The 13,261-nt window shown below is 62.8% G+C and carries 11 protein-coding genes; 10 read left to right on the plus strand and 1 reads right to left on the minus strand.

The features are described 5' to 3' along the window. The 4 genes from dnaA to gyrB all read left to right on the plus strand — a co-directional run bounded on the left by dnaA (position 1) and on the right by gyrB (position 6,402). The gene (gene dnaA / locus KSAC_RS00005; protein WP_132303418.1) at positions 1 to 1,458 is read left to right on the plus strand and encodes a chromosomal replication initiator protein DnaA; all 1,458 of its coding nucleotides are present in this window, start codon (positions 1 to 3) and stop codon (positions 1,456 to 1,458) included. A 113-nt stretch (positions 1,459 to 1,571) separates the two neighbouring features. After that, entirely contained in the window at positions 1,572 to 2,696 is a 1,125-nt protein-coding gene (gene dnaN / locus KSAC_RS00010; protein ID WP_102324336.1) for a DNA polymerase III subunit beta, read from the plus strand. Between the two features lie 22 nt (positions 2,697 to 2,718). Then, on the plus strand, positions 2,719 to 3,843 hold the full coding sequence (recF, locus tag KSAC_RS00015) for a DNA replication/repair protein RecF (protein ID WP_132303420.1): 1,125 nt from the start codon (positions 2,719 to 2,721) through the stop codon (positions 3,841 to 3,843). 12 nt (positions 3,844 to 3,855) lie between these two features. Further along, the gene (gene gyrB, locus KSAC_RS00020; protein ID WP_132303422.1) at positions 3,856 to 6,402 is read left to right on the plus strand and encodes a DNA topoisomerase (ATP-hydrolyzing) subunit B; all 2,547 of its coding nucleotides are present in this window, start codon (positions 3,856 to 3,858) and stop codon (positions 6,400 to 6,402) included. Between the two features lie 4 nt (positions 6,403 to 6,406). On the opposite strand, the gene KSAC_RS00025 is transcribed toward gyrB, so the two are convergent. Beyond that, positions 6,407 to 7,084, minus strand: coding sequence for an HAD hydrolase-like protein (locus tag KSAC_RS00025; RefSeq protein WP_207918708.1), 678 nt, complete (start codon positions 7,082 to 7,084; stop codon positions 6,407 to 6,409). 117 nt (positions 7,085 to 7,201) lie between these two features. Between KSAC_RS00025 and glmU the strand changes: the two genes are divergently transcribed. From glmU to KSAC_RS00055, 6 genes are all read left to right on the plus strand, one after another. Continuing rightward, complete coding sequence (gene glmU, locus KSAC_RS00030) at positions 7,202 to 8,569, plus strand: bifunctional UDP-N-acetylglucosamine diphosphorylase/glucosamine-1-phosphate N-acetyltransferase GlmU (RefSeq protein WP_132303424.1); 1,368 nt, start codon at positions 7,202 to 7,204, stop codon at positions 8,567 to 8,569. Next, entirely contained in the window at positions 8,569 to 10,392 is a 1,824-nt protein-coding gene (glmS, locus tag KSAC_RS00035) for a glutamine--fructose-6-phosphate transaminase (isomerizing) (protein WP_102324332.1), read from the plus strand. The genes glmU and glmS overlap by 1 nt, the downstream gene beginning before the upstream one ends. 65 nt (positions 10,393 to 10,457) lie before the next feature. After that, positions 10,458 to 11,453 (plus strand): glycine oxidase ThiO, encoded by a 996-nt coding sequence (gene thiO, locus KSAC_RS00040; RefSeq protein ID WP_110547224.1) that lies wholly within the window; start codon positions 10,458 to 10,460, stop codon positions 11,451 to 11,453. Positions 11,454 to 11,476: 23 nt separating this feature from the next. Then, complete coding sequence (gene thiS / locus KSAC_RS00045; RefSeq protein WP_102324791.1) at positions 11,477 to 11,677, plus strand: sulfur carrier protein ThiS; 201 nt, start codon at positions 11,477 to 11,479, stop codon at positions 11,675 to 11,677. Between the two features lie 5 nt (positions 11,678 to 11,682). Beyond that, positions 11,683 to 12,453, plus strand: a complete 771-nt coding sequence (locus KSAC_RS00050; protein WP_102324330.1) for a thiazole synthase — start codon at positions 11,683 to 11,685, stop codon at positions 12,451 to 12,453. Beyond that, a complete protein-coding gene (locus KSAC_RS00055) occupies positions 12,450 to 13,070 on the plus strand; it encodes a thiamine phosphate synthase (protein ID WP_132303426.1) in 621 nt (206 codons plus the stop codon). The genes KSAC_RS00050 and KSAC_RS00055 overlap by 4 nt, the downstream gene beginning before the upstream one ends. Positions 13,071 to 13,261: the final 191 nt, after the last annotated feature.

The raw sequence follows: 13,261 nt of genomic DNA on the forward strand, positions 1-13,261 counted from the left end.
ATGACGGGCGGACTGGAAGGCTATGACGCGGTTGCGGAAGCCAACGCACAGAAAAGCGTGCTCGCCATTCACTGGTCGCGCATCTGCGAACGGCTGAAGGTCGAAGTCGGTGAAGTCGAATACCGCACGTGGCTACGCCAGATCACGGTCGGCCCGGTGGATGAGGACGAGATCACCCTTTATCTGCCTACCCGATTCCTGCGTGACTGGGTGCGCGGGCAGTATGGTGACCGTCTTGGCACGCTGTGGAATGCCGAAGTGCCCGCCATCCGCCGCGTGGAACTTCAGGTCGCCCGACCGGATGCCGCGTCGGCTGAGCCCGTGGGCGAGGACGCGCCCACGCCGGATATTCCCGTAGCGCATGCCAGGCCGCCAGCGCTGGCGGCAGCACCCGCACCGGTCGAGGAACCGCGTCAGGCCGAGGTCCGCAGCGATCTGGCCGCCCCGCTGGACCCCCGCTTTACCTTCGATACCTTTGTGGTCGGCAAGCCGAACGAGTTTGCTTACGCCTGCGCACGCCGCGTGGCCGAGCGGCCCTCCAGCCCCGGATTCAATCCGCTGTTTCTGTATGGTGGCGTCGGGCTGGGCAAGACGCATCTCATGCATGCGATCGGTGCCGAGCTACTGCGTGAGGGGCGGGTTTCAGTCGCCTACATGTCGGCTGAAAAGTTCATGTACCGCTTCATCGCGGCCATCCGCTCCCAGTCCACGATGGAGTTCAAGGAGCAGTTGCGCTCGGTCGATGTGCTGATGATCGACGATCTCCAGTTCCTGATCGGCAAGGACAACACGCAGGAAGAATTCTTCCATACCTTCAATGCGCTGGTTGACGCCGGGCGGCAGATTGTCGTTTCCGCCGACAAGTCCCCCTCCGACCTGTCGGGGCTGGAGGACAGGCTGCGCACGCGTCTTGGCTGTGGCATGGTGGCGGATATCCACGCCACCACGTTTGAGCTGCGTATTTCCATTCTGGAAGCCAAGGCCACGGCCTCTGGCGTCATGGTGCCTGCCAAGGTGCTGGAATTCCTTGCGCACAAGATCACGTCCAACGTGCGCGAACTCGAAGGCGCGCTGAACCGCCTGATCGCCCATGCCAACCTGTTTGGTCGCCCCGTCACGCTGGAGGCGACGCAGGATGTGCTGCATGACATCCTCAAGGCGCATGACCGGCGCGTCACCATCGAGGAAATCCAGCGCAAGGTGGCCGAACACTGGAATATCCGCCTGACCGACATGTCCTCCGCCCGCAGGGCGCGGGCCGTGGCGCGCCCGCGTCAGGTGGCGATGTATCTGGCCAAGCAGTTGACCAGCCGTTCCCTGCCCGAAATCGGCCGCAAGTTCGGCAATCGTGACCACACCACGGTCATGCACGCCGTATCACGCGTGACGGAACTGATGGAACAGGACCCCGCCTTTGCCGAGGACGTGGAACTGCTGCGCCGCATGCTTGAAAGCTGACGGGCATTTCCCGTTCGCGCACCCCTTTACCGCTGTAACCCCCGCCTGCTAGATATGTCGGCCCCGCATGTTCGTATGGGCGGACGCAGCGGGGTGTGGAGGATATCGTACCGATGAAATTGAAGGCTGACCGCGTAACGCTGCTCAAGGCACTGGCCCATATCCAGAGCGTTGCCGAGAAGCGCAATACGATCCCCATTCTGGCGAACGTGCTGATCAACGTCGTCGATGGCGCCATGACCCTGACGGCGACCGACATGGAAATCGCGGTTGTCGAGCATGTCGCGGCGGAAACGCTGCGTGATGGCGCCGTTACGGCGCCTGCCGCGGTGCTGTATGAAATTGTGCGCAAGCTGCCCGATGGTGCGCTGGTCGAACTGGATCACGCCGGGGGCGATGCGCCGCTGGGTCTGCGGGCGGGGCGGTTCGCGACAAGCCTGAACGTGCTGAGCGTGGACGATTTTCCGTCCATGATGGCGGGCAGCCTGCCGCATGAATTCCGTATTCCTGCCACCGTGCTGCGTGGTCTGATCGACCGCACCCGTTTCGCCATTTCCACGGAAGAGACGCGCTACTACCTCAACGGTATTTTCCTGCATGTGGCCGAAGGCGATGCGGGGCCGGTGCTGCGCGCGGTGGCCACGGACGGGCATCGTCTGGCCCGTGTCGAAACCGACCTGCCTGCGGGCAGCGCGGGCATGCCGGGCGTGATCGTGCCGCGCAAGACCGTGGGGGAACTGCGCAAGCTGCTTGATGAAGGGGCGGAGCAGGTGGACGTGACCCTGTCTGATACCCGTATCCAGTTCTCCATTGGCAGCATCACCCTGACTTCCAAGCTGATCGACGGAACCTTCCCGGAATATGAGCGCGTGATTCCGCACGGGAATGACAAGATCCTGCGTGTGGGCAAGAAGATCTTTTCCGATGCCGTGGCCCGCGTGGCCGCGATCAGTCAGGAGCGTTCGCGCCCGGTCAAGCTGAGCATGACGCCCAACCTGCTTACTCTTTCCGCCGCCAGTCAGGATCAGGGCACGGCGACGGAAGAACTGGATGAAAACCACGTCTCCTACGACGCCGCCCCGATCGAGATCGGATTTCAGGCCCGCTACCTGAACGACATTACCGATCAGGTGGAAAAGGAAGTGGAATTCGCTTTTTCCGACAGTTCAGCCCCGACCATCGTGCGTGATGTGGACAGTCCGTCCGCATTGTATGTGCTGATGCCGATGCGCGTGTGATCGCACGCGGTTTTCAGGTCGCATGGCCTGGATAACACGGCTGGCGCTGACGGATTTCCGTAATTACCGGCATCTTTCGTGGCAGCCGGAACGGCAGGTTACCGTCGTTACCGGGCCGAATGGCAGCGGCAAGACCAACATGCTTGAAGCGGTGTCGCTGCTGGTGCCGGGGCGTGGCCTGCGGGGCGCCCGGATGGATGAACTGCCCCGCCATGGCGCAACCCTGTGGGGTGTTGTGGCGCAGGTTGCGGGCATGGATGGGGATGACGCCCTGTCTGTCCAGCTTGCGACCGGAGCCGACCCGTTGCGTCCCGAACGCCGGGTATTCCATATCGATGGACAGGCCCAGCGTAACCGGGATGCCCTTTCCGAACATTTTGCAGCCGTCTGGCTGACGCCGCAGATGGATCGCCTGTTTCAGGAAGGGGCAGGTGGTCGCCGCCGTTTTCTAGACCGTCTGGTACTGGCCCTTGAACCGGGACATGGCCGTGAACTCGCCGCCCATGAGCGGGCGATGGTGCAGCGTAACCGTCTGCTGGCGCAGCGCACGGCGGATACCGACTGGCTGACGGCGCTGGAGCGGACCATGGCGCGCCATGCTGTTGCTGCCGTTGCGGCGCGCAGCGATATGGTCGCCCGGCTGAATGCCGATGAACTGGCCACACAGGACGGTTTCCCCGCCGCCCTGCTGGAACTCGACTGCGCCATAGCCGCCCGGCTGGATGTCTCGCCAGCCCTTGCGGTGGAAGACTGGCTGGCCGAGCAGATGGCGCAGGCACGCGCACTGGATCGCCAGCGGGGCGGCAGCCGTTTCGGTGCGCATCGTACCGATCTGCGTATGGCTGACCGTCTGACCGGGCGGTCGGCGCATCTGTCCAGCACCGGCCAGCAGAAGGCGCTGCTGGTGGGGATTGTCCTGTCGCATGCCCGGACCCTGACAGCCTGCCGGGGGCGGGCCCCGATGCTGCTGCTTGATGAACCGCTGGTACATCTGGACGATATGCGGCGGTCTGCCCTGTTCCGCGCCATTGAACGGATGGATACGGGCGTTATGCTGACGGGAACGGACCCTGAACAATTCGCACCGTTGCGTGAAACTGCGGAATTCGTAACACCGGGTGAAGGTAATCTTGCTCACGGTGCATGATTCCGGTGAGGAATGCTGGTTCCGTCACCCGGTTCGGGCTATAATGCGTTCAGTTATTTTATTGTTATGCGCTGTGGAGCATCTGCCGGCATGTCCGATCAATCCAGTCCCGATCAGAAACCCGATGTCGAGGTCGAGGGCGGCATCGTTCCCCCGGCTGACTATGATGCGGCATCCATCTCGGTTCTGCGGGGACTGGATGCGGTGCGAAAGCGCCCCGGCATGTATATTGGCGATACCGATGACGGCTCCGGCCTGCACCATATGGCGTTCGAGATCATCGACAACGCCGTGGACGAGGCCCAGGCCGGTTTCGCAACCTGCTGCACCGTCACGCTGAATGGCGATGGCAGTGTCAGCGTGCGTGATGACGGACGCGGCATTCCCACCGACATGCATCACGAGGAAGGGGTGAGCGCTGCCGAGGTCGTGCTGACCAAGCTGCATGCCGGTGGCAAGTTCAACCAGAATTCATACAAGGTGTCGGGCGGCCTGCATGGCGTGGGCGCCGCCGTGGTGAACGCCCTGTCCGAATGGATGGAAGTGCGCATCTGGCGTGAAGGCAAGGAACATGTGATCCGCTTCCGTGGCGGCGAACGCGATGAGGCGCTGCGTGTTGTGGGCGAAAGCGCCGAGCCGCGCGGCACGCAGGTCACGTTCAAGCCCAGTGCCGAGACCTTTGCAAAGGTCGAATTTGAATTCCCGATTCTTGAACGGCGCCTGCGGGAACTGGCTTTTCTCAATTCCGGCATGCGGATCGTGCTGCGCGATGAACGGCATAGCCCCGCGCGCGAAGAGAATTTCTTTTATGAAGGCGGTCTGTGCGCCTTTGTCGAATGGCTGGATCAGGGCAAGAACGCGATTGTCGAGCCCCCCATTACCGGCAGCCTGCAGAACGAGGAAAACGGCATCAAGGTCGAATTCGCCCTGACATGGAACGACAGTTTCCATGAAACCATGCTGTGCTTCACAAACAACATTCCGCAGCGTGATGGCGGTTCCCATCTGGCTGGTTTCCGTCAGGCCCTGACCCGCGTGGTGGGCCGCTATGCCGAAGCCAATGCCAGCAAGAAGGACAGCCACGCCCTGAATGGCGAGGACATGCGCGAGGGGCTGACCGCCGTGCTGTCGGTCAAGGTGCCGGACCCCAAATTCTCGTCCCAGACCAAGGACAAGCTGGTCTCCTCCGAAGTGCAGCCGGTGGTACATGCCGCGGCGGCGGACATGATCGCCCACTGGTTTGAAACCCATCCCAAGGAAGCCCGTCACATCGTGGCGAAGGTGATGGATGCCGCTGCCGCGCGTGAAGCCGCGCGCCGTGCGCGTGAACTGACCCGGCGCAAGGGGGTGCTGGATATTTCATCTCTGCCGGGCAAGCTTGCGGACTGTCAGGAACGCGATCCCTCACGCTCCGAACTGTTCATCGTCGAGGGTGACTCGGCCGGTGGGACTGCCAAGCAGGGACGCGACCGGCGTTTTCAGGCGATTCTGCCGCTGAAGGGCAAGATCCTGAATGTCGAGCGCGCGCGGTTCGACCGCATGCTGGGTTCGGCTGAAATCGGCACGCTGATTACGGCGCTGGGCACGGGCATCGGGCGTGGTGATGTGGAACATGGTGGTTTTTCGATCGAGAAACTGCGCTACCACCGCATCGTCATCATGACTGACGCTGACGTTGACGGCTCCCATATCCGTACCCTGCTGCTGACCTTCTTCTTCCGTCAGATGCCGGAACTGATCGAAAACGGGTATCTCTATATCGCCCAGCCGCCGCTGTACCGCGCCAAGCGTGGTAATGACGAACGGTATCTGAAGGACGATGCCGCCCTTGAATCCTACCTGCTGGACAAGGCGCTGGCCAATGCGTCGCTGCGTTATGCCGATGGCCGTACGGTTGATGGCGACGCCATGCGCGCAGACGTACTGTTCATCCGCGACGTAACCCGTGCGCTTTCACGCCTGTCATCCCGCGTGCAGGTATGGGTGCTGGAGCAGGCGGCCATTGCCGGTGTGCTGCGGGCGGATATTCAGGCGGTGCCGGAACGCGTTGTCGATCTTCAGGCCCGTCTGGATGCGGTGTCGCCCCCGGCCGAACGGGGCTGGAAAATCGCCGCCAGCGAAAGCGGGCTGGAAATGGCGCGCAGCGTGCGCGGCGTGGGGGAAGTCTACCGGCTCGAAAGCCTCGCCCTGCGCAGCGCGGAAGTGCGCTGGCTGGCGGAACGGCATGAGCGGCTGCTGGCCGATTTCGGCAGGCCGGTGGACCTGCTGCTGGATGGCAGCGCACATAGCTTCAACGGCCCGGCTTCGCTGTATGAGCGGATTCTGGCGCAGGGACGCAAGGGGCTATCGATCAACCGCTTCAAGGGCCTGGGTGAAATGAATGACGAGCAGTTGTGGGAAACCACGCTCGACCCCGCCATGCGCACGCTGCTGCAGGTCCGGGTTGGCGACGTGGAAAACGCGGCTCAGGTTTTCTCCACCCTTATGGGGGATGTGGTCGAGCCGCGTCGGGACTTTATTGTTGGCAATGCGCTGAAGGTCGCCAATCTCGACGTCTGATCGGTCAGGCGGGTAGCAGTTCACCCGCCAGATGCGTGATTTCGGAAATGGAATCGGCCCCGACCGTGGCGCCCGCCTCCATTTCCGGGCGGCCATAGCCCCAGCGGGCGAAGATGGCTGGCACATGCGCGCCGATGGCGGTGGCCATGTCGTTATGATGATCGCCTGTCATGATAGCACGGTGCGCGCTGCCATCGGCCAGTTCTATGGTGCCCAGCAGGTGGCGCGGGTCAGGCTTGCGGGTGCTGAAGCTGTCGCCACCGCCAACGGCGATGAACCAGTCCTCCAGATCCAGAACCTTCAGGATATGCCGTGCGGCGGCCACGGGTTTATTGGTGCATACGGCCATGTGCCAGCCTGCATCGCGCAGCCCTTCCAGCATGCCGATCGTGCCGGGAAAGGGGCGGGACAGGTCGGTTGAATGGGGCGTATAGTCAGCCATGTAGCGGGTTACGGCTTCCGTCCGGTCAATGCTGGCCGCAGCCGGTCCTGCATGGTCCAGCAGGCGGGCGACAAGTACCGTCACCCCGTCGCCGATCATGGGGCGTACAAGGTCCGGGGTTATGGGGGGCAGGCCGTAATGGGACAGGAGACGGTTGGCACAGGCGGCCAGATCGGGAAGACTGTCGATCAGCGTGCCATCCATATCGAACACGGCCAGACGGGGCAGGGAGACGGTCATGATGGGTTCCTCTGACGGTCAGAATGCTGAAGTAGCAATCGGAAATTCTAAGTGATGATAGCGCGCACGGATAAGGGTTTGACAGGGCGGTCAGCAGCGGAGTACGCGCACAATGCCATGAATACCCAGACAGATACCGCAGTATCCTCCCCGGCATCTTCCATGTCGACAGCCATCATTCTCGCCGCGGGCCGGGGCACGCGCATGAAATCGGAACGGCCCAAGGTCATGCATCCGCTGGCCGGACAGCCCATGCTGCGTTACCTGGTCGATAACGCAGCACAGGTATTTGACCGGATCGTTGTAGTTGTCGGTCCCGGCATGGAGGATGTGGCCGCCCTTGCCGCGCCTCATGCCGTGGTGGTCCAGCATGACCGGCTTGGCACGGGCCATGCGGCACGACAGGCGGAAGAAGCGTTCGGGACCGGGGATGTCGCGGTGCTGTATGGTGATAACCCGCTTATCACGTCAGGCACGATGCGCGCGCTGCTGGAGCGCAAACGGCGCGATGATACGGCGCTGGCCCTTCTGGCCATGGAACCGGCTGATCCGGGGCGGTATGGCCGTGTCGTCATGCAGGGTGATCAGGTCACGCGCATTGTGGAATGGGCTGATGCCAATGATCAGGAACGTGCCATCGGCCTGTGCAACGCCGGTGTGCTGTGCGCCAGTGCGGGCGATTTCCGCCGCTGGCTGTCTGAAATCCGCAACGACAACGCGCAGGGCGAATATTATCTGGGCGACGTGGTGGCGTGCGCCGTAGCCGACGGAGGCCGCGTGCGGGCCGTTGTAGCGCCCGAGGATGAGTTGCGGGGCATCAATTCCCGCGCCGAACTGGCCATGGCGGAAGCCTGCGTGCAGGCCCGGCTGCGTCAGGCGGTCATGGCCGCAGGCACGACCCTGATTGCGCCCGATACTGTTTTTCTGTGCGCGGATACGGTGCTGGAACCTGATACGGTTGTCCACCCGCATGTGGTGTTCGGCCCCTGCGTGCATATACGGCGCGGCACGGAAATCCATGCCTTTTCCCATGTCGAAGGCGCTGTTGTCGGTCCGGACGCCAGTATCGGCCCCTATGCCCGCCTGCGCCCCGGAAGTGATGTGGGTGAGGGCGCGCGCGTAGGCAATTTTGTGGAAATCAAGGCCACGACGCTGGGGGCCGGGGCCAAGGCCAGTCACCTGACCTATCTGGGCAACGCCACGGTGGGTAGTGGGGCCAATATCGGCGCGGGCACCATTACCTGCAATTATGATGGCGTGTTCAAGCACCAGACGGAAATCGGGGCCGACAGCTTCATCGGCTCGGATTCGGTGCTGGTCGCCCCGGTAAGGGTGGGCGATGGTGTCATCACCGCTGCGGGTAGCGTGATCACGCAGGACGTGCCTGACGGGGCCATGGCCTTTGGTCGTGCCCGCCAGTCCAACAGGGACGGATATGCGCAGGCATTTCGTCAAAAACTGAAGAACAAGAAGGAACAGGGCTGATGTGTGGCATAGTAGGGGTTGTCGGCAGCAATCAGGCCACGCCGGTTATTTTTGATGCCCTGCGCCGTCTGGAATATCGTGGTTACGATTCCGCTGGCATCGCGACACTGGAACACGGGCAGGTCGAACGACGTCGCGCGGCGGGCAAGCTGGACCATCTGGCGACCCTGCTGGCACGCATGCCGCTGCCCGGCGTGACAGGTATCGGGCATACGCGCTGGGCCACCCATGGCGCGCCCACGGAAAACAATGCCCACCCGCACGGGACGGAACGGGTTTCGGTCGTGCATAATGGCATTATCGAGAATTTCGAGGAACTGCGCCGCGAGCTTGAAGAAGCAGGTCAGGTTTTCTCCACCGAAACCGACAGCGAAACCATTGCGCAACTGGTGGACTACCACCTCCAGCGCGGCCTTTCCCCGCGTGAGGCCGCGCATGCCTGCCTGAAACGGCTCGAAGGGGCCTACGCACTGGCCATGATCTTCGCCGGTCACGATGGCATGGTGATCGGCGCGCGCCACGGTGCCCCGCTGGTGGTCGGTTTTGGCGATAACGAGATGTTCCTTGGTTCGGACAGTCTCGCCCTCGCGCCGCTGACCCGCCGCATCGCTTATCTGGATGATGGCGACTGGGCGGTGATCACACGCGAAGGGGCCACGTTCTTTGACATGGCGGGCAATCAGGTCGATCGCCCGATCAAGGTGACCGCGCTGATCGCAGCCGCCGTGGGCAAGGACGGCTACCGGCATTACATGGAAAAGGAACTGCACGAACATCCGGTCGTGATCGGCCAGACCCTGCAGCGCCTGATCGACCCGGCGACCCGCCGGGTCGTGATGCCCGAACTGCCCTTCGACCTCGCCAGCGTGCCGCGCGCGGTGGTGACGGCCTGCGGGTCCGCTTTTTATGCAGGCATGATCGGACGGTACTGGATCGAGCAGTATGGCCGCCTGCCTGTCGATATCGATGTGGCGAGCGAGATGCGCTACCGCAATCCGCCACTGGCGCAGGGTGGGCTTGGGCTGCTCATTTCCCAGTCCGGTGAGACGGCGGACACGCTCGCCGCCCTGCGCGGCATGCGCGCCGCCGGTCAGCACATCGTATCGGTGCTGAATGTTGAGCAGAGCACCATGGCGCGGGAAAGCGACGCCGTACTGGGCACCGTGGCCGGGCCTGAAATCTCGGTCGCCAGCACCAAGGCCTTTACTGCGCAGCTTTCCGTGCTGGCCTGCCTGACCATTGCCCTTGGCCGTGCGCGGGGACTGCTGGATGCGACACAGGAAGAAAGCATGGTCACGCACCTGCTCGACCTGCCCAGCAAGGCGACGGAAGTGTTCGAACGGCATGACGAAATCCGCCGCATGGCCGCCATCGTGGCCGAAGCGCGCGATGTCCTCTATCTGGGGCGGGGGGCAATGTTCCCCGTAGCCCTTGAGGGGGCGCTGAAGCTCAAGGAAATTTCCTATATCCATGCGGAAGCCTATGCGGCGGGCGAAATGAAGCATGGCCCCATCTCGCTGATCGACAGCACGGTGCCGGTCGTGGCGACGGTGCCTTCGGGGCCGCTGTTCGACAAGACCCTGTCCAACCTGCAGGAAGCCAAAGCCCGTGGTGGCCGCCTGCTGGTGTTTACGGATATGGAGGGCGCGCCCCGCCTGCGCGATATCGCGGAATGTGTGGTGGCGATTCCGACGGTTGATGAATTCGTGGCCCCGATCCTGCAGACCATTCCCGTGCAGATACTGGCCTATGAGGTGGCACTGCTGCGGGGCACGGATGTGGACCAGCCGCGCAACCTGGCGAAATCCGTCACTGTTGAATAGACACAGGCGCTTAACAGGCACACTGTGCGGCGAACACGATCTATCTGAACAGGGGCATCAGGCACATGGCAGAACAAACGGCATTCTCCCCCGCGGCGGGTCCGTCTGTCCTTGTGCGTGGGGCGGGGGTTTCCGGGCTGACTGCTGCCGTAACACTGGCGGAACGGGGCGCGCGGGTTCATGTGCATGAACACGGGGCCCGTGTCGGTTCTGGTGCGTCGTGGTACGCCGGGGGCATGCTGGCGCCATGGTGCGAGGCTGAATCCGCAACGCGGGAGGTAACGGAGCAGTCCCTTTCCTCCCTCGACTGGTGGGACGCGCATGTGCCCGGTGTGACGCGCAATGGCACCCTTGTTCTGGCACCTGCGCGTGACGTGCGCGAAGTCGCGCGTTTCGGGCGGCGGACATCCCATTTTTCCACCATTGGTGAAGCGGGAATCACGGAACTGGAACCCGATCTGGCGGATCGTTTCTCCACGGGCCTGTTCTTTGCCGGTGAGGGCCATGTGAACCCGCGTGATGCGCTGGCCGCGCTCGCGGCCCGTCTTGTTGATCTGGGGGGACGGATCACGTTCGACGTGCCCCGGACGGCCGGGACAGGCGGATATGACTGGGTGGTGGACTGCACGGGGATTGCCGCGCGTGACCAGATGGCGGACATGCGCGGTGTCCGGGGCGAGATGCTGCTGCTGCGCTGCCCGGATGTAACGCTGCACCGCCCCGTGCGCATGCTTCATCCGCGCATACCCATTTATATCGTGCCGCGTGCTGACCATGTATACATGGTAGGTGCCACGATGATCGAAAGCGAAAACGCGGGTCCCATGACCCTGCGGTCGATGGCGGAAATGCTGGGCGCGGTCTACGCCCTTCATCCCGCCTTTGGCGAAGCGGAAATACTGGAAACCGGCACCGGCCTGCGTCCGTCCTTTCCCGACAATATGCCTGCGGTCAGGCGGGAAGGGCGGCATATCCACATTAATGGAATGTACCGGCACGGTTTCCTGCTCTCACCCGTCCGGGCAGCCGATGCGGCCGATATCGTGTTCGGTAACGGGTGATACCTCCCGCAAAGGAGATGGACATGCAGATTCTGGTAAATGATGAACGTCACGACGTAAGGGCGCCCACGCTTGCGGCGTTGCTGGACGAACTGGGCTATCAGGGTACGGCCCGCGTGGCGACAGCGGTTGATGGCAGCTTTGTCGCGGCGGGCAGGCGGGCATCCATGCCCCTGCATGAAGGTGCGCGGGTGGAAATCCTGGCCCCGATGCAGGGAGGATAAAGACAATGACCCTTTTCTACGGCACCGAACTGGCGTCGCGCCTCATGCTGGGCACGGCGCAGTACCCATCGCCCGAAATCCTGACGGATGCGGTCCGTCGCGCCGGTGCGGGGGTGGTGACGGTTTCGCTGCGGCGGGAGGCGGCGCGCGCACGGGCGGGGCAGTCATTCTGGGAACTGATCCGCGCCCTTGGCGTGCCGGTCCTACCCAATACGGCGGGCTGTCATACGGCCCGTGAGGCCGTAACCACCGCGCAGATGGCGCGTGAGGTATTCGGAACGAACTGGATCAAACTGGAGGTGATCGGCGAATCCGACACCCTGCAGCCAGACATGTTCGCGCTGGTTGAGGCCGCGCGTATCCTGACGGAAGATGGCTTCAACGTCTTTCCCTACATGACCGAGGATCTGGTGGGGGCGGAACGTCTGCTGCGCGCGGGATGTGAAGTCCTGATGCCATGGGGCGCGCCCATCGGTTCGGGCAAGGGATTGAACAACCTGTTCGGCCTGCGGGCGCTGCGGGCGCATTTTCCCGATGTGCCGATGGTGGTCGATGCCGGTATCGGCGTGCCCTCCCACGCGGCACAGGCGATGGAACTGGGATATGATGCGGTCCTGATCAATACCGCGGTCGCCAGGGCTGGTGATCCGGCGCAGATGGCCCGTGCCTTCGCTATGGCGGTGGAAGCCGGGCGCATGGCCTATCTGGCCGATCCGATGGAAGAGCGTGATATGGCGGTGCCTTCCACCCCCGTCATCGGGCAGGCGGTGTTATGAGCATGCCGCTTCCCTCACGGATCTACCCGGTGGTGGACACGGCGGACTGGGTTGCGCGTCTGGGGCGGGCGGGCGCCAGCCTGATCCAGTTGCGGCTGAAGGATATGGCGACGGATGACCTGCGTCGGGAAATCCGTGCGGGTATCGATTATGCGCGTCAGTACGGCGTCTGTCTTGTCCTGAATGATTACTGGCGCATCGCGATTGAGGAAGGGGTGGATTACATCCATCTGGGTCAGGAAGATCTGGACACGGCCGACCTGACCGCCATCCGTGCGGCCGGAATCCGGCTGGGTGTCAGCACGCACAGCGATGCGGAACTGGAACGCGCGCTTTCCGTGGCGCCCGATTATGTGGCGTTGGGGCCGGTATGGCCGACCAGACTGAAAAAAATGCCATGGGGACCGCAGGGCACGGCAAAGCTGAGCCTGTGGAAACAGCGCATCGGATCGATTCCGCTGGTTGCGATCGGGGGAGTGACGCTGGAGCGCGCGCCGCTGTGCCTGTCTGCCGGAGCGGATTGTGTTGCCGCCGTGTCCGACTTCATCCGCATGCCTGACCCGGAAGGGCAGGTGAAGGCATGGCTGAATGCCACGTCGGATACGGCCTGCGTATGAAAAACGGACGGCAATGTGATATGGACCGTGTTGTTAATGCAACTTCTGTGTGGCATTATTGATACTCGATTATCGAGGGCGACGGAAAACATCTTTCTCATCCGGGCGTTGGTTCGATAATCCGGTTTCTACCGCTCTGTAACACAATGGACATAATCTGTTCATGGTCAGCCGGTAGGATAAGGCTATAA

Source organism: Komagataeibacter saccharivorans, assembly GCF_004348195.1.
GTDB classification, from domain to species: domain Bacteria; phylum Pseudomonadota; class Alphaproteobacteria; order Acetobacterales; family Acetobacteraceae; genus Komagataeibacter; species Komagataeibacter saccharivorans.